The 15,984-nt window shown below is 74.6% G+C and carries 17 protein-coding genes; 1 reads left to right on the top strand and 16 read right to left on the bottom strand.

Translation table 11 applies throughout. The features are described 5' to 3' along the window. Window position 1 precedes the first annotated feature (1 nt). The 13 genes from LG379_RS15520 to LG379_RS15580 form a co-directional block, all read right to left on the bottom strand. On the bottom strand, window positions 2-796 hold the full coding sequence (locus LG379_RS15520; protein WP_225755504.1) for a CoA transferase subunit A: 795 nt from the start codon (window positions 794-796) through the stop codon (window positions 2-4). Next, window positions 793-1,863: an alpha/beta fold hydrolase gene (locus LG379_RS15525; protein ID WP_225755505.1), complete on the bottom strand. Its 1,071-nt coding sequence runs from the start codon at window positions 1,861-1,863 to the stop codon at window positions 793-795. The genes LG379_RS15520 and LG379_RS15525 overlap by 4 nt, the downstream gene beginning before the upstream one ends. Continuing rightward, window positions 1,860-2,627, bottom strand: coding sequence for a 3-hydroxybutyrate dehydrogenase (locus LG379_RS15530; RefSeq protein ID WP_225755506.1), 768 nt, complete (start codon window positions 2,625-2,627; stop codon window positions 1,860-1,862). The genes LG379_RS15525 and LG379_RS15530 overlap by 4 nt, the downstream gene beginning before the upstream one ends. Beyond that, window positions 2,624-3,400: a TetR/AcrR family transcriptional regulator gene (locus LG379_RS15535; RefSeq protein WP_225755507.1), complete on the bottom strand. Its 777-nt coding sequence runs from the start codon at window positions 3,398-3,400 to the stop codon at window positions 2,624-2,626. Before LG379_RS15535 ends, LG379_RS15530 begins: the two co-directional genes overlap by 4 nt. Further along, entirely contained in the window at window positions 3,397-4,995 is a 1,599-nt protein-coding gene (locus LG379_RS15540; RefSeq protein ID WP_225755508.1) for a class I adenylate-forming enzyme family protein, read from the bottom strand. Before LG379_RS15540 ends, LG379_RS15535 begins: the two co-directional genes overlap by 4 nt. Then, window positions 4,992-6,167, bottom strand: coding sequence for a branched-chain amino acid ABC transporter permease (locus tag LG379_RS15545; RefSeq protein ID WP_225755509.1), 1,176 nt, complete (start codon window positions 6,165-6,167; stop codon window positions 4,992-4,994). Before LG379_RS15545 ends, LG379_RS15540 begins: the two co-directional genes overlap by 4 nt. Then, on the bottom strand, window positions 6,164-7,039 hold the full coding sequence (locus LG379_RS15550; RefSeq protein WP_225755510.1) for a branched-chain amino acid ABC transporter permease: 876 nt from the start codon (window positions 7,037-7,039) through the stop codon (window positions 6,164-6,166). Before LG379_RS15550 ends, LG379_RS15545 begins: the two co-directional genes overlap by 4 nt. Continuing rightward, on the bottom strand, window positions 7,036-7,788 hold the full coding sequence (locus tag LG379_RS15555; RefSeq protein WP_225755511.1) for an ABC transporter ATP-binding protein: 753 nt from the start codon (window positions 7,786-7,788) through the stop codon (window positions 7,036-7,038). The genes LG379_RS15550 and LG379_RS15555 overlap by 4 nt, the downstream gene beginning before the upstream one ends. Continuing rightward, window positions 7,785-8,576 carry an ABC transporter ATP-binding protein gene (locus LG379_RS15560; protein ID WP_225755512.1) on the bottom strand — a complete coding sequence of 264 codons (792 nt, stop codon included), beginning with the start codon at window positions 8,574-8,576 and terminating at the stop codon, window positions 7,785-7,787. The genes LG379_RS15555 and LG379_RS15560 overlap by 4 nt, the downstream gene beginning before the upstream one ends. Window positions 8,577-8,655: 79 nt before the next feature. Next, window positions 8,656-9,900, bottom strand: a complete 1,245-nt coding sequence (locus LG379_RS15565) for a substrate-binding domain-containing protein (protein WP_225755513.1) — start codon at window positions 9,898-9,900, stop codon at window positions 8,656-8,658. Between the two features lie 121 nt (window positions 9,901-10,021). Continuing rightward, entirely contained in the window at window positions 10,022-10,699 is a 678-nt protein-coding gene (locus LG379_RS15570) for a TrmH family RNA methyltransferase (protein WP_225755514.1), read from the bottom strand. After that, the gene (locus LG379_RS15575) at window positions 10,678-11,979 is read right to left on the bottom strand and encodes an ABC transporter permease (RefSeq protein ID WP_225755515.1); all 1,302 of its coding nucleotides are present in this window, start codon (window positions 11,977-11,979) and stop codon (window positions 10,678-10,680) included. The genes LG379_RS15570 and LG379_RS15575 overlap by 22 nt, the downstream gene beginning before the upstream one ends. Then, window positions 11,976-12,899: an ABC transporter ATP-binding protein gene (locus tag LG379_RS15580; protein WP_225755516.1), complete on the bottom strand. Its 924-nt coding sequence runs from the start codon at window positions 12,897-12,899 to the stop codon at window positions 11,976-11,978. The genes LG379_RS15575 and LG379_RS15580 overlap by 4 nt, the downstream gene beginning before the upstream one ends. A gap of 143 nt (window positions 12,900-13,042) precedes the next feature. Here LG379_RS15580 and LG379_RS15585 point away from each other — a divergent pair, with 143 nt between their 5' ends. Beyond that, the gene (locus LG379_RS15585; protein ID WP_225755517.1) at window positions 13,043-13,909 is read left to right on the top strand and encodes a YwiC-like family protein; all 867 of its coding nucleotides are present in this window, start codon (window positions 13,043-13,045) and stop codon (window positions 13,907-13,909) included. 10 nt (window positions 13,910-13,919) lie between these two features. Here the strand turns inward: LG379_RS15585 and pyrE are convergent, their stop codons facing one another. Genes pyrE through LG379_RS15600 form a run of 3 tightly spaced genes read right to left on the bottom strand, consistent with a single transcriptional unit; the run spans window position 13,920 to window position 15,932 of the window. Further along, the gene (gene pyrE, locus LG379_RS15590) at window positions 13,920-14,504 is read right to left on the bottom strand and encodes an orotate phosphoribosyltransferase (RefSeq protein WP_225755518.1); all 585 of its coding nucleotides are present in this window, start codon (window positions 14,502-14,504) and stop codon (window positions 13,920-13,922) included. Between the two features lie 31 nt (window positions 14,505-14,535). Next, a complete protein-coding gene (locus LG379_RS15595; protein ID WP_225755519.1) occupies window positions 14,536-15,102 on the bottom strand; it encodes a cysteine hydrolase family protein in 567 nt (188 codons plus the stop codon). A 23-nt stretch (window positions 15,103-15,125) separates the two neighbouring features. Further along, a complete protein-coding gene (locus LG379_RS15600) occupies window positions 15,126-15,932 on the bottom strand; it encodes an SDR family oxidoreductase (protein ID WP_225755520.1) in 807 nt (268 codons plus the stop codon). Window positions 15,933-15,984 lie beyond the last annotated feature (52 nt).

Here is a 15,984-nt window from a genome sequence, read left to right on the forward strand (position 1 = left end):
GTCAGGCCCCCTCTCCGCCGGGCGCGCCCGCGCGCACCGTCCGTCGCTCGATGCGCTTCTCGATGTCGCTGCCGACCTCGACCACCCGGTGCACGAAGACCCCGGGCAGGTGGACCTCGTCCGGGTCGAGCGCGCCCGGCTCCACCAGCTGCTCGACCTGGGCGATGCAGAGGCGCCCTGCCATCGCGGCCAGGGGCGAGAAGTTCCGGGCCGAGCGGTGGAAGACGAGGTTGCCGTAGCGGTCACCCACCTCGGCGTGGACGAGGGAGACGTCCGTCGTGACCGCCTCCTCGAGCACGAACTCCCGCTCCTCGCCGTCGACGACGAACGTGCGCACCTCCTTGGGCGCGGAGGCGAGCGCGACGCCGCCGTCGGCGTCGTAGCGCTGCGGCAGGCCACCCTCCGCGACCTGGGTCCCCACGCCCGTCTGCGTGAAGAACGCCGCGATCCCGGACCCCCCGGCGCGCAGCTTCTCGGCGAGCGTGCCCTGCGGGGTCAGCTCGACCTCGAGCTCTCCGGCGAGGTAGCGGCGCGCGAACTCCTTGTTCTCCCCCACGTACGACGCGGTGATCCTCCGGATGCGGTCGGCGGCGAGCAGGACGCCCAGCCCCCAGTCGTCCACGCCGCAGTTGTTCGAGACGACGTGCAGGTCGCGCGTGCCCTGCTCCAGCAGCGCCGTGATGAGCGCCACGGGGTTGCCGCAGAGCCCGAAGCCGCCGACGGCGACGCTCGCTCCGTCCGGCACGTCCGCGACCGCGACCGCGGCGCTCGGGACGACCTTGTCCAACCGGGTCACCGGTCCACCTCCGACGTCAGGTCGACGGTGTGCGGGGTCTCCGGCTCCGTCGACGGGTGACGCACCACCGAGCGACGCTGCTCGGGGTGCTGCTGGGCATTCTCGTCGTCCCGGCGGCCGGAAGCGAACCGGCCGCCGTCGTCCACCGCCCCGCCGCCCGGGCGGCGCACGTGGTCGGCGACCGCGGCGGCACCGTGCGGTGCCATGACGACCGTGTAGTGGTTGACGCCCGGGACGTCGTGCACCTCGAGCCGCGGGAGCCGCTCCGACCACCCGGCGACGTGCCCCGGCGCGTAGAGCGGCTCGGCACCGAGCAGCCCCGCGGGCGCCCGCAGGAACGTCGTCGGCACGGCCAGCGCCTCGAGCGCGGGCAGGAGCGAGACCCCCGTGAAGAGCTCCGCCTGGTCCTCGCTCAGCGCCTCGATCCGCGCGGCGGGGCGCAGGCCGCCCGGCACGGGATCGACGTCGTGGTCGAAGTAGGCGCCGAGCCGTTCGGTCCAGTCGGCGGTGAACGCGGGGTGCGCCCGCCAGAACGCCCGGTACGCCTCGTGGTCCGCGAACGTCATCGACAGCCGCTGCGCGGCCGGTCCGAGGACCGCGGCCATCGCCGCGTCGAGGTCCACGCCCGCCGGCAGGGCCAGCGGGAGGCCGCCGTCGACGAGCACCAGCCGCTCCACGAGCACCGGATGACGGTGGGCCAGCACCACGGACACGAAGCCGCCCATCGAGTGGCCGACGACGACCGCGCGGCGGACCCCGAGGGCGGCCGCGAGCGCGGCGACGTCGTCGGCGTGCCGGGGCATGCCGTACGGGCCGGGCAGGACGTTGCTGCGCCCGCGGCCCCGCAGGTCCGGCGCGACGACGCGGACGCCCGGCAGCCGGGCGGCCAGCTCGCAGAAGGCCAGGTGGTGGGCCGTGACGCCGTGGATCGCGAGCACGGTGCCGACGGCCCCGGCCCCGGTGGGCCCCAGCGGCTCCCACACGCCGGCGTGGAGGAGCCCGCCGTCGACGGGCACGTCGACGGATCGGTAGACGTGCGTGGTGGTGGCGGTGAGGTCCGCGGTCATCGGGCCGACCACCCGCCGTCGAGCGTGTACGAGGCGCCGGTGGCCATCGCCCCGGCCGGCCCCACGAGCCACAGCACCAGCGAGGCGACCTCCTCCGGCTCGACCATGCGCTTGACGGCCTGCTCCGTGAGCAGGACCTTCTCCAGCACCTCCTCCTCGGTGATGCCGTGCACGCGCGCCTGGTCGGCGAGCTGGTGCTGCACGAGCGCGGTCCGCACGTAGGCGGGGTTGACGCAGGTGCTGGTCACGCCGTGCGCAGCACCCTCCAGCGCCGTGACCTTGCTCAGGCCCTCCAGCCCGTGCTTGGCCGCCACGTACGCGGACTTGTACGCGGACGCCACGAGGCCGTGCACCGAGGAGATGTTGACGACGCGCCCCCACCCGCGGGCGTACATGTGCGGCAGGGCGGCCCGGACCAGGAGGAACGGCGCCTCCAGCATGATGCGCTGGATGCGCCGGAAGTCCTCCGGGTCGAAGTCCTCGATCGGGCTGACCTTCTGCAGGCCCGCGTTGTTGACGAGGACGTCGACCTCCAGGCGCAGGTCGTCGAGCGCACGCGTGTCGTCGAGGTCCACGACCCAGGCCTCGCCCCCGACCTCGCGCGCGACGACCCCCGCCGCCTCGGCGTCCCGGTCCGCGACGACGACGTCGGCGCCGGCTGCGGCCAGGGCGCGCACGCACGCGGCGCCGATGCCCGCTCCCCCGCCCGTGACGAGCGCGCGCCGGCCCGCGAGGTCGCGACCGCCCGGCGGCGTGGTCGTCATGACTGCTCCTCCTGGGTGGCGGGAACGGGGGTGGTGTCGCCCGGACCGGTGGATTCGGGCGCGAGGGCCCGCTCGATGAGACGCATGGTCGCCTCGAAGATCAGCGGCGGGACGCCGTCGGGCCGGTCGTCGGCGCCGTCCCGGTTCGGCTCGGCCGGGTCCGCGTCGCCCCACAGCGCCCAGCGCATCCCGACGATCTCCCCGATGCCCATGAGCGCCCAGGCGAGGACCTCGGGGTCGATGGGGGCCAGCTCGCCGCGGGCCTGGGCGGCCCGCAGGCCGTCGACGTAGCCCTCGGCGATCCGTTCGTAGTGCCAGCGCAGCATCTGCGGCGCGACGAACTCCGCCTGCCGCACGATCCGGTACAGCGCCGGGTTCTGCGCCGCGAACCGGAAGAAGGCCCGGAAGCCCGCACGCTCCGCGGCGATGCGGTCCGACTCGGCGCTCGACGCCTCGAACATCGCGTGGCGGACCTGGGAGTTCAGGTCCCGCACGACCTCCTCGAACACCTCCTGCTTGGAGGAGAAGTAGAGGTAGAACGTGCCCTGCCCGACCTCGGCCGCCTCGGTGATCTTGACGATGGACGCGTCGTGGTAGCCGTGGTCGGCGAAGACCTGCGCGGCCACCCGCAGGAGGCGGGCACGGGTGCGCGTGCCCTTCGTCGTCCGCGGCGCGGCGGCGCGTGAGCCGGTCGCGGCGGCCCCGTCCGGGTGCCGGTCCGGGTCCGGGTCCGGGGGAGCCCCGGTAGGGCGGTTCGTGTCCGGTGCGGTCATCGGAGGCTCCCGTCGTCGTCGCTCGTCAGGGCGGAGCGGCGCAGCTTGTGCAGGGCGGTGCGCGGCAGCGCGTCCACGACGGTGACGTGGCGCGGGGCCTTGAACGCCGCGAGGTGTGCGCGGCAGTGGGCGACGACGTCGTCGGTGGTGACCGACGCGCCGGGCTCGAGGACGACGTAGGCGTGGCCGACCTGACCCCAGCGCGGGTCGGGCACGCCGACGACGGCGGCCTCGGCGATCGCGGGGTGCTGGGTGAGCACAGCCTCGACCTGGGCCGGGGAGATGTTCTCCCCGCCGGAGATGTACATGTCGTCGAGCCGGTCGACGACGCGGAACCAGCCTTCGGCGTCGCGCTCGACGTAGTCGCCGGTGTGCAGCCAGCCGTCCCGGCGGGCGGCACGGGTGCTCTCCGGGTCCCGGAAGTACTCGGCGAAGACCGCCGGCCCGCGGACCAGCAGCTCGCCGCGCGCCGGGCCGTGCAGCGGCCGACCGGTCAGCGGGTCCCGCACGGCGACGTCGACGTACGGGTACGGCTTGCCGACGGAGCCGACGTGCTTCTCCGCGTCCGCCGGCGGGAGCCCCAGCACGTTGGGGCCGGCCTCGGTGAGCCCGTAGCCCTGCAGGATCCGCACGCCGCGGCCGTGCCACGTCCGCAGCAGGTCCTCCTCCATGGGCGCCCCGCCGACGACGGCGTAGCGCAGGCTCGAGAGGTCCGCGTCGGCGAAGGCCGGGTGGTCGGCCATGAGGCGGTACGTCGCGGGGACGCCCATGAGCGTCGTCACGCCGTGGCGCGCCAGGAGCCCCAGCGCGCGACCGGCGTCGAACTCGCTCTCGAGGACGACGGTCGCCCCGGTCCACCACGCGAGCAGCGGCTGGACGTTCCAGCCGCCGACGTGGAACTGCGGCAGGACGGCCAGGACGACGTCGTCGGTCCCGAGCGGCGCGACGCCGTTGAGGGACAGGTTCGTCCAGAAGCAGTTGGCGTGCGTGAGGACCACGCCCTTGGGCGAGCGGGAGGTGCCCGACGTGTAGATCTGGAGCAGGGCGTCGTCGTCGTGGACAGCCCGCCGGCCGGCGTCGGGGGGCGCCTCGAGACGCACCGGACCGGGGACGTGCTGCTCGACGCCGTCCGGCCCGAGGAGCTCCACCGCGGGCGCGGGGGACGACGACCCCACGGCGTCCTGCGCCGCCGCCACGAGCGGACGCTCCGCGAGCAGCAGGACGGCGCGGCTGTGCCGCAGCTGGTGCTCCAGCTCCTCCGGCGCGAGCCGCCAGGACAGCGGGACGAGCACGAGGCCGGTCCGGGCGCACGCCATGAAGAGGACGACGTGGTCGGTGCTGTTCCGGGTCAGCGTCGCGACCCGGTCGCCGACGAGGTAGCCCGCGCGCTGCAGCCGGCGGGCCAGCGCCTCGGCGCGCGCGTCGAGCTCCGCGTAGGTCGTGGTCCGGCCGTCCTCGACGACGGCGGCGTGGTCGGGAGCGAGGCGTGCGCGGTCGCAGACCCAGCGGCCGAGCGTGTGCAGCCCGTCCGCCGACCGGTCCTCGTGGCGTGCCGCGCCGATGCCGGGCTCCGTGGGCACGGTCGGGGGGATCACGCGCGCCCCCGGCCGTCACGCCCGGGTCGCAGGCGGGCGGCGGCGCCCGCCAGGCCACCCGGCATGAAGAGGACGACGAGCACGAACAGCGTCCCCAGCGTGAAGAGCGGCTCGGACAGCGGCACGTGCAGCACGGCGGGGAGGCCGTCCACGAGGTCGGACGACGCGAAGACCGAGAGCCGCTGGTCGAGGAGCGTGTAGAGGACGGCCCCGACGACGGCGCCCCAGCGCGACCCGACCCCACCGAGCACCACCATGACGAGCAGGGTGATCGTGAGGTCGGCCGACGTGATCGTCGGCACGGCCTGGGACTGCAGGAGCAGGTACGCCATGCCGACGACGGCGGCGAGGGCCCCGGCGACGGCGAACGTCAGCAGCCGGATGAGGTAGGGCTGCTGACCGATCACCCGGACGCGCAGCTCGTTCTCGCGGGTCGCCTCCACGACGTGGCCGGCGCGGGAGCGCTGGAACCACGTCACGACGACGTAGACGACGACGAGCACCGCGAGCGCCAGCCAGTAGACGTTGCGGGTGTCGGCCACGCCCACGAGCCAGTCCGGGACGTGGGCGGTGCGGAGCCCGACGCCCTCCTCGCCCCCGGTCCAGCCGCCGAGGTCACGGCGCGCGACGACGTTCCCGGCCTGGGCGAAGGCGAGGGTCACCATCGCGAAGGACACCCCGGACACGCGCAGGGAGATCGCCCCGACGAGGTTCGCCAGCACCACGACACCCACGAGGACCAGCACGCCCGCGACGAGCAACGGCACGTCCGTGCGCTGCAGCACGACCGCGAGCCCGTAGGCCCCGGCGGCGAAGTACAGCGCGTGACCGAAGCTGAGCATGCCGGCGACGCCGTAGAGCAGGTGGTAGCTCAGCGCGAGCGCGGCGTAGAGGAGGCAGAGCGCCATGAGGTGGAGCGCGCCCGGCGTGTAGGTGGGGCCGGGCAGCACCCCGGGCACGTGGAGGTTGAAGAGCGGCAGGCAGGCGAGGACCACCGCGGCGACGGCGGCCCCGACCCACGGCGCCGCGCCGCGTCGGCGCGACGGCGGGGCGGCCAGGCGGGCGGCGAGCCCCGCGCCGTCGGACGGGGCGCCGCCGTCGGCGCGCACGGCCTCGGGCCGGGAGTCGCTCGTCGGCGGGGTGCTCGTGGGCGTGCTCATGGGGGTGGTCATGCCGCCTTCGCTCCCATCAGGCCGGACGGACGCACGAGGAGGACGAGGGCCAGCGCGAGCACCGCGATGAGGTCCCCGATGCCGAGGTAGTAGTTGGCGAACTGCTGCGGGACGGCCACGAGGACGGCCGCGAGGGCGGCACCGGTGAGCGACCCGAGCCCGCCGATGACGGTGACGATGAACGCGAAGATGAGCAGCGTGCCGCCGAGGTGCGCGGAGACGTACCCGAAGTACTGCGACGCGAGCACGCCGCCCAGGCCGGCTGCCGCGCCGCCGATCGTGAAGACGAGGGTGAAGGACTTCCGGACGTCGATCCCGAGGGCGGTCACCATGGACCGGTTCTCCACGCCGGCCCGGATCACGAGCCCGTAGCGCGTGTGCTTGAGGAAGAGGACCAGCCCCACCAGCACCGCGACGGCGGCGCCGATCGCGAGGAACCGGTCGTTCGGGACGTTCGCGCCCAGGACCGCCGTGGTCCGGTCCAGCCACGCCGGACCGGAGATGAAGATCGGGTCCGTGCCCCACACGCCCTCGTAGAGGGCGACCGTCACGAGCCCGAGCCCGACGGTGATGAGCACCTGCTCGATGTGCCGCTCGTACAGCGGGCGGATGAGGAGCAGCTCGCTGAGGGCGGCGATCGCCGCGCCGGCGAGCGCCCCGACGACGACGGCCAGGGTGAAGCCGCCCCAGCTCGTCGCGCCCATGAGCCGCGAGACCTCGAACCCGACGAAGGCCCCGAGGGTGAGGAAGGCGCCGTGCGCGAAGTTGAGGACGCCCATGAGGCCGTAGATGAGGGACAGGCCCGACGCGACGAGGAAGTACAGCGCCCCGAGGCCGAGCCCGGTGATGAGCAGCAGGACGGTGATGCTCACGGGCGGGCCTCCTCGGCGGTGCGGTGGGTGCGCGGGGGTGCGGCACCGGGCTCCTCGGCGTGGACGCCCAGGTAGCGCCTGACGGCCGCCTCGTCGCCGAGCAGGTCGGCAGCGGGACCGGCGTGCACGACCCGCCCGCCGTCGATGACGACGACGTCCTGCGCCAGGCGCTCGATCACCTGGAGGTTCTGCTCGACGAGCAGGATCGGCACGGTTCGTGCCGCCTCCTCCAGCGCCACCGCCAGCTCCGTGACGATCTTCGGCGCGAGTCCCTTGGTCGGCTCGTCCACGAGGAGGAGCCGGTTGCGGTTGAGCAGGGCGCGGGCCATCGACAGCATCTGCTGCTGCCCGCCGGACAACGTCCCCGCGCGCTGCGCCGAGCGTCGGACGAGGTCCGGGAACAGGGCCTCCACGAGGTCCCGCCGCGGCTCGCGGTCGCGGACGGCGAGCCGCAGGTTCTCCTCGACGGTGAGCCCCGTGAAGACCTCGCGGTCCTCGGGCACGTAGCCGACGCCGCGCCGGACGATCCGGTGGGTCGGCTCGCGGTCGATCGGCTCGCCGTCGAGCAGGACGGTGCCGGTGCGGTCGATGAGCCCCAGGACCGCCTTGATCGTGGAGGTCTTGCCGACGCCGTTGCGCCCCAGCACCGCCGTGACCCCGGTCGCCGGGACGGTGAACGAGACGTCCTCGACGACCTGCTGGCCGGCGATGGACGCGGACAGGTTCCGGACCTCCAGGACGGCGCTCATGCGGCCGTGCCCAGATAGGCGCTCTGCACGCGCGGGTCGGCCATGATCGTCGCCGGGTCGTCGAACGCGAGCACGCGGCCCTGGTCCAGGACCGCGACGCGCTCCACGAGGCCCAGGACGACGTCGATGTGGTGCTCCACCATGAGGACGGTGCACGCGTGGTCGCGGTGCAGCCGCCGGATGACGTCGCTCAGGCCGGGGACGTCCGCGCGGGCGACGCCCGCCATGGGCTCGTCGAGCAGGATGACCGAGGGCTCCATGGCGAGCAGCACGGCGATCTCCAGCTTGCGCTTGTCGCCGTGCGAGAGGCCGCCGGCGAGGACGTCCGCACGGTGCGCCAGGTCCACGTCCTCGAGGTGACCCAGGGCCGTCGTCGTCGCCTCGTCGCCCCGGCGCGGGAAGCGCAGGAACGAGAGGTTCCCTCCGAGGCGGCGCTGCGCGGCGAGGCGGACGTTCTCGAGGACGCTCAGCCCGGCGAAGAGGCTCGACGTCTGGAACGTGCGGCCCAGCCCGGCCTGCGCGCGCCGGTGGATCGGCGCGTGGGTGATGTCCGCGCCGTCGAGCAGGACGCGGCCAGCCGTCGCCCGGTGCACGCCGGAGATCATGTTGAACAGCGTGGTCTTCCCCGCACCGTTCGGCCCGATGACGCCGATCATCTCGCCGGGGCGGACGTCGAGGTCGACGTCGCTGAGGATGTGGATGCCGCCGACCTGGAACGACAGCTGCTCGACGACGAGCGCGCCGCCCGCGGTGCGGGTGCCGCCGGCCGACGACGAGGGGGTGGGCATGGGCTCTCCCGTTCGGAGGGTGCGGGTGCGTCGTGGAGGGGGTGCCGCGCCGGGGTGCGACCCCGGCGCGGCACCCGCGTCAGCTCGCCTCGGGCGGGGCGATGTCCTCGCCCGCGACCTCGGCGACGAGCTCGGGGGTCCAGCCGCCGTTGCCGTCGGACACGAGCCGCACCTGGTACATGGGCTGGATGAGGGCGTGGTCGGACGCGCGGATCTCGTACGAGCCCTTGGGTCCGTCGAACTGCCAGCCCTCCAGGGCCGTGCGCATGGCGTCGACGTCGTCCGCGCCGCCCGCCTCCTCGATCGCCCGCACGATCATCTGCGCGGCGACGAAGCCGTCGGGGGTGAAGAGGTCGACGGTGCCGCCGGCGCCCTCGACGTGCTCGGCCATCGCCTGGGCGACCTCGTTGTCCGCCGCACCGCCGAAGAAGTGGTTGAGGAAGTCGATCTTCTCCGACGCGGCCCCGAAGGCCCCGTAGGTGGCGACGTCACCGAGGCCGGTGACGACCGTGGTGCCGTCGAGGACACCCTGCTGGTCGAGCGCCTGCCACATCGCGCCCGACGTCGCCCCGGCCCACGCGACGAACACCATCTCCGGCTGGGCCTGGAGCACCTGCGCCGCGAACGGCGTGAACTCCGTGACGTCCTCCGGCACGAGGACGCTGCTGACCTCGGCGCCCTGCGCACCGAGCACGCCCTGGACGGCGGCGAGGTTGCCCTGGCCGAACGCGTTGTCCTGGGCGAAGACGACGACCTTCTTGCCCTCGGGCTCGATGAACGAGCCGGCGGTGGCGACGTCCTGCAGGGACTGGCGGCCGGAGCGGAACGTGTACTCGTTGACGCCGCTGATGGCGTCGGCGGCGGCCGGCCCGGAGATGTAGAGGACCTCGTTCTGCGCCGCCTGCTCGGCGAGCGCCAGCGCGACGCCCGACGACGCCGTGCCCGCGAGGATCGTGTAGCCCTGACCGATGAGGTCGCGGGCCTGCGCGACGGCGCGGTCGGTGTCGCCGCCGTCGTCGGTGATGGTGATGTTCAGCGGCCGGCCGTCGACCTCGCCCGTGCCGTCGGTGGCGAAGTCGAACCCCGCCTCGAGGCCGGCGAGGTACGCCTCGCCGTAGGTGGCCAGCGGGCCGGTGGTGGACGTGATGATGCCGACGTCGATCGGGTCCCCGCCCGCCGCCTCGTCGTCGGACTGCTCGGCGCCGTCGGCGGTGGCACCCGGTGCGGGGTCCTCCGAGGCGTCCGGGCTGGGGGCGCAGGCGCCCAGGGCGAGGGCCGTCGTCGTGACGACGGCCAGCGCGAGAGACCTCTTCGTGACGCGCATGAGCGGACCTTCCTGGTACGGCGACGCCGTCGTCGCCGAAAACTGAGAGGTGATTCAGGTCTTGGGAACGATGCCGCGAGAACCTCTCGATGTCAAGACACCGGGTTCCGTGCGCGGGTCGTCAGGCGTGCTGCGTGATCCACGCGTGCATCGCGATGGCCGCCGCCGCGCCCGCGTTGATGGACCGCGTCGAGCCGAACTGGCGGATGTGCAGCACCACGTCGCACGCCGCGACGGCCTCGTCCGACAGGCCCGCACCCTCCTGACCGAGCAGGAGCACGCACGCGCGCGGCAGGGCGTACCCCTCGAGCGGCACCGACCCCGCGACGTTGTCGAGGCCGACGAGCGGGAGCCCTGCCCCCGCCGCCCAGCCCGCGAGCGCCGCGACGTCCGGGTGGTGGCGCACGTGCTGGTACCGGTCCGTCACCATCGCCCCGCGCCGGTTCCACCGCCGACGCCCGACGACGTGCACCTGCGCCGCGAGGAACGCGTTCGCGGTCCGGACCACGGACCCGATGTTGAGGTCGTGCGCCCAGTTCTCGATCGCCACGTGGAAGTCGTGGCGGCGCGTGTCGAGGTCCGCGACCACCGCCTCCACCGTCCAGTACCGGTACCGGTCCACGACGTTGCGGCGGTCGCCGTGGGCCAGCAGCTCGGGGTCGTAGCGCGGGTCGAGCGGGGCGTCGGTGCCCGCACCGCTGCGCGGCCACGCGTCGGACCCCCCCGGCCACGGACCGACGCCGACCTCCCGCGCCGGCCGGGCGTCGTCGTCGGCGGTCAGCGCCCCACCCCGCGCCACGCCTGCCGCGCCGGCAGCCGCGACGCCGTGTGCAGGACCGCGTTGCGGTACAGCCGCGCCCCCAGCGCGACGAACGCGACGCCCGTCGCGAGCACCACCAGCGCCGCGACGAACGGCTCCCACGGGTCCGCGTTGCCCAGGACGATGCGCGCCGGCATGAGCAGCGGGGCGGTGAACGGCACGTAGGACAGGATCCGCTGCACGGGGCCCGGCTCGATCGCGAAGATCGCGGTGAAGAACGGCACGACGACGAGGACCTGCATGACGACGGTCGTCGCGTTGAGGTCCTCCACGCGGGACGCCAGCGCCCCGGCGGCCGCCCACAGGCACGCGAGCATGACGAACCCGAGCAGGAAGAAGACGACGAACCAGCCGGACGCCGCGAGGACCTGCCCGAGGAGGTCCCCCCGACCCATGAGCATCGCACCGACGAGCCCGGCCCCCACGATGACGACGATCTGGCCCACCGCCATGACGGTGTTGCCGAGGACCTTGCCGGCCAGCAGCCAGCGCACCGGCAGGGCCGCGACGAGCAGCTCCACGACCCGGGACTGCTTCTCCTCCACGACGCTCTGCGCGATGGACATGCCGAACGTCAGGACCGAGATGTAGAAGAGGAACGCGAAGACGAGGACGAGGAGCTCCGGGGGCACGGAACCGGTCGGCTGCGCGTCCAGGACCGTCGTCCGCGGCTGTGTCGGGTCGATGAGCGCCATGACGTCCGCGCGGCTGAGCCCGGCCTCCTCGGCGGCGCGGGCGACCTGCAGCTGCGCGGAGGCGGCGCCGACGAGCACGTCCACCTCGGGCGGCACGCCCTCGCGTCCGAGCACCTGCAGGGCGGCGAGGTCGTCACCGACGACGGCGGCCGCGACGTCCTCGTCGAGGACGAGCCGCCGGGGGTCGGCCTCGGGTTCGAGGACGACGAGCTCGAGGTCGGCGGCCGGCAGGCCGGCGGGCTCGAGGAGCGCGGTGACGGGCGGCACGTCGTCGTCGTCCTGCTGCGCCTGGCGACCCAGCTCGGCGGCGAGCTCGACCGTCTGCTGGGCGGCGTCGCCCTGGACGGCGACCCGGAGCACGGGGACCTGCTGGCTCAGCAGGACCGGCACGACCGTCGCGACGGCCACGAGGAGGAGGAGGAAGGCGGTCGTGACGAGGAACGCCTTGTCGCGGAGCTTGACGCGGATCTCCCGGCCGGCGACGACCCGGACGGCCGACAGCGCGCTGAGGCCGTCGTCGCGACCGGGGCTCACGTGGGGGGTCGCGTCCGGGGTCGTGCTCATCGGACGACCTCCCGGAAGATCTCGGCGAGCGTCGGCACCACGGGGGCGAACTCGCGCACCGTGCCCGCGCGCTGGGCGGCCACCAGGACGTCCTGGTCGTCCGCGTCCTCGGTGAGGTCGGCGACCAGTCGACCGCGCTCCGCGCGCACCGCGACGACCCCCGGCACGCCGGCCAGGAGGTCCGGCCCCGCGGTGGTCACCGAGCCGGGCGCCCCACCGGGCACCTCCACGCACACCCGCAGCCGGCGCGCGGTGTGCGCGGCGCGGACCTCGTCGGCCGAGCCCGCCGCGACGACCCGGCCGTGGTCGACGATCACCACGTCGTCGCAGAGCCGCTCCACGAGCTCGAGCTGGTGGGAGGAGAAGAGCACGGGGACGCCGGTGCCCGAGCGCTCGCGCAGGAGCGTGGCCATCGCGTCGACGGCGAGGGGGTCCAGCCCGGAGAACGGCTCGTCGAGCACGAGCGCGACGGGGTCGTGCACGAGCGCCGCCGCGACCTGCACGCGCTGCTGGTTGCCGAGCGACAGGGTCTGCAGGGGCTCGCCGGCCCGGTCCTCGAGGCCCAGCTGCGCCAGCAGCGCCTCGGCGCGGCCGCGCGCCACCCCGGCGCGCAGTCCGTGCACGCGACCGAGGTACACGAGCTGCTCGAGGACCGGCATCTTGGGGTAGAGGCCCCGCTCCTCCGGCATGTAGCCGAAGCGCCGCCGGTCGGCCCGGGTCACGGGACGCTCGCCCCAGGTCACCGTGCCGGAGTCCGGCGCCAGCACCCCGACGACGATCCGCATCGCCGTCGTCTTGCCCGCGCCGTTGGCCCCGATGAACCCCGTGACGCGTCCGGGTCGCACGGTGAACGTCACGTCGTCCAGCGCCCGCCGTTCGCCGAACGTGCGGGTGACGCCGGCCAGCCGCAGCTCGTGCACCGTGACTCCCTTCTGCCCGGTCGACCCTATCGCCGCCGGAACCACCGGCCGCCGCGGCCCTCAGCCGCCCGGGTGGGCCGGCCGTCCCGGACCGGGACCTTCGTCCCGGGTGCCCGCGGGCGCCCGGTGCCTACGGTCGCCGGATGCGCAGCCCCGCGACGCCGCACCTCACCGCGGGCAGGCCGTCGGCCCGCCCGTCGGACGGTCCTCGACGACGGCGCCGCGGGCCAGGGTGGGTCCCCCAGCAGCACGGCGCGTGGGCGATGCTCGTCGCCCCGCCGGTCGTCGGTGCCCTCGTCGCCGGGCCGCGGTGGCAGCACGCCCTGCTGCTGCTCGTGTGGCTCGTCGGCTTCTGCGCGTACAACGCCGCGGGTCTGTGGCTCAAGGCCCGACGCCGCCCGCGCTGGCTGCCACCGGTGCGGGCCTACGGGGCCGCGACCGTCGTCCTCGGGGGGCTGCTGGTCGCGACGGCACCGTCGCTGCTCACGTGGGCCCTCGCCTACGCCCCGCTGCTCGCGGCCAGCCTCGGCTACTCGGCACGCCGGGACGAGCGGTCGCTGGCGAACGACCTGCTGACGGTCGTCGCCGCGGGGCTCATGGTCGTCGTCGCCGCGGGGGTGCCGGTCGCTGCGGGGCCCACGGGGGCCGGGACCTGGTTCCCCGGCGCCGACGACGCGCACGCGTGGGCCCTCGCCGCGACGTTCGTGGCGTACTTCGCCGGCACCGTCCTCTACGTCAAGACGATGATCCGCGAGCGCGGCAACCGCGCCATGCTGCGCAGCTCGGTGCTGTTCCACGCCGCGCTGCCCGTCCTGCTGCTCGGCACCGCGGCACTCGTGCCGGCGGTGGGGCGGCTGCTGCCGGTCCCGACGCTGGCGGTGCTCCTGGCCCTGCTGGCCGTCCGCGCCGTCGTCGTCCCGCTGCGGTGGCCGACCGCCACGCCGAAGGCCGTGGGGATCGGGGAGATCGTCGCGACGACCGCGCTCGTCGTCGTCCTGCTGGCCGGCTGACCCCGGGCGGTCAGGCCAGGCCGAGGTCCTCGAGGCCGAACACGGACACGTAGGGCAGGCCCTCCGCCTCCACGCGCTCCTTGGCACCGGTCCCCCGGTCCACGATCACGGCGACGCCGACCACCTCCGCGCCCGCCTCGCGCAGCGCCTCGACGGCGGTGAGGACGGAGCCGCCCGTGGTGGAGGTGTCCTCGACGGCGACGACTCGGCGTCCGGCCACGTCCGGGCCCTCGATGCGGCGCTGCAGGCCGTGCGCCTTGCCCTCCTTGCGGACGACGAACGCGTCGAGGTCCTGCCCGCGGGCGGCCGCGGCGTGCAGCAGCGCGGCGGCCACGGGGTCCGCGCCCAGCGTCAGCCCTCCGACGGCCTCGACGTCCGCCGTGCCCAGCGCGTGCTCCTCGAGGACGTCGAGCAGCACGTGGCCCACCAGCGGAGCCGCCCGGTGGTGCAGCGTCACCCGGCGCAGGTCGACGTAGTAGTCGGCCTCCTTGCCGGAGGAGAGCGTCACGCGGCCGCGGACGACGGCGAGCTCGCGGATGAGGTCGCGCAGCTGCTCGCGCGGGGTGGGGCTGAGGACCAGGTCGTCGGTGCGCACGCTCGCAGGTTAGTGGGCGGGGCCGACGCGTCTACCCGACGCCCACGACGTCGTCTGTCGTGACGACCGTGGCGAACTCGCCGTCGAGGTTGGTGGCCGTGACGTGGCGGAGCGTCTCGGCGGGCACGACGCTCCCGTCCGGCGCCACGCGGTCGAACGTGTGCGTCGCGTCGAGCACGAAGAGCGTGTCGAAGCCGAGGTTCCCCGCGACCCGCGCCGTCGTCTCGCAGCAGTGGTTGGTCGTGATGCCGCAGACGACGACGCCGGTGAGCCCCTGCGCCCGGAGCCACACCTCGAGGTCGGGCGTGCCGTGGAAGGAGGAGTTGACGGTCTTGATGACGAGGAGGTCTGGCTCCGCCGGGACGAGCGGCAGCAGGTCGTTGCCGGGTTGGCCCGGCCGCAGCGGCGAGTCCGGGGACACGGAGTCGTGGCGGACGGCCACGACGGGACGGCCCGCCTCGCGCCACGCTCGCACCAGGCGCTCGACGTTCGCCTCGCACGCCGGGTTGTCCCGGCGCCCCCAGGACGGGTCGGCGAAGCCCCGCTGCACGTCGACGACGACGAGCGCGTGCCGGGACAGGTCCCTCGGTCGGTCCATGGCCGCACGCTAGCGCGGCCCGCTCACTCCGTCGTCTGCGGTTCCTTCGCCTCGTTCTCGCGGACCTTGGCGAGGAGCTTGCCCTCGCCGGACAGCGCCCGGATCACCGAGCGCGGCAGCAGCCGCGCGATGACCGCGACGGCCTCGTACCGCAGGCTGGGCACGGAGACGACGGCGCCGCGGCGGACGTCCGCGAGGGCCGTGGCCACGACCCGCTCGGCGTCGAGCCACGCGATGCCGGGCATGTTGTCCCGGTGCAGGCCCGCGCGCTGGTGGAACTCCGTGTGGACGAAGCCGGGGCACAGCGCCGTCGCGGTGACACCCGTGCCGGAGAGCTCGACGGCGAGCGCCTCGGTGAAGACCTTCACCCAGGACTTGTGCGCCGAGTACGCGCCCATGGTGGCGAACGCCGACACCGACGAGACGTTGAGCACCGCACCGCGCCCGCGGGGGACCATCGCGTTGACCGCGGCGTGGCTGAGGACCAGCACCGCGCGCACCATCACCTCGAGCCCGTGCTCCTGCACGTCGAGGTCACCACCGACGAACTTCTGCCTGAGCCCGAAGCCGGCGTTGTTGACGAGCAGGCCGACCGGGCGCTCCGTCGAGCGCAGCCGCTCCGCGACCCGCTCGACGTCCTCGTGCACGGACAGGTCGGCCGGCAGCACCTCGACGTGGATGCCGGCGGCGGCGTGCAGCTGGCCGGCGACCCGCTCGAGGCGCTCGCGGTCGCGGGCGACGAGGACGAGGTCGTGACGAGCCGTGGCGAGCTGCCAGGCGAACTCCAGGCCTAGGCCCGCGCTCGCTCCGGTGATCAGTGCGGTACCCATGCGGCCAGCCTACGGGCGGACGCCGCGGGCCGTGTCGGTGCCGGACGGTAGC

Origin of the sequence: Actinotalea sp. Marseille-Q4924 (genome assembly GCF_916618755.1) — a bacterium.
Classification (GTDB): domain Bacteria; phylum Actinomycetota; class Actinomycetes; order Actinomycetales; family Cellulomonadaceae; genus Actinotalea.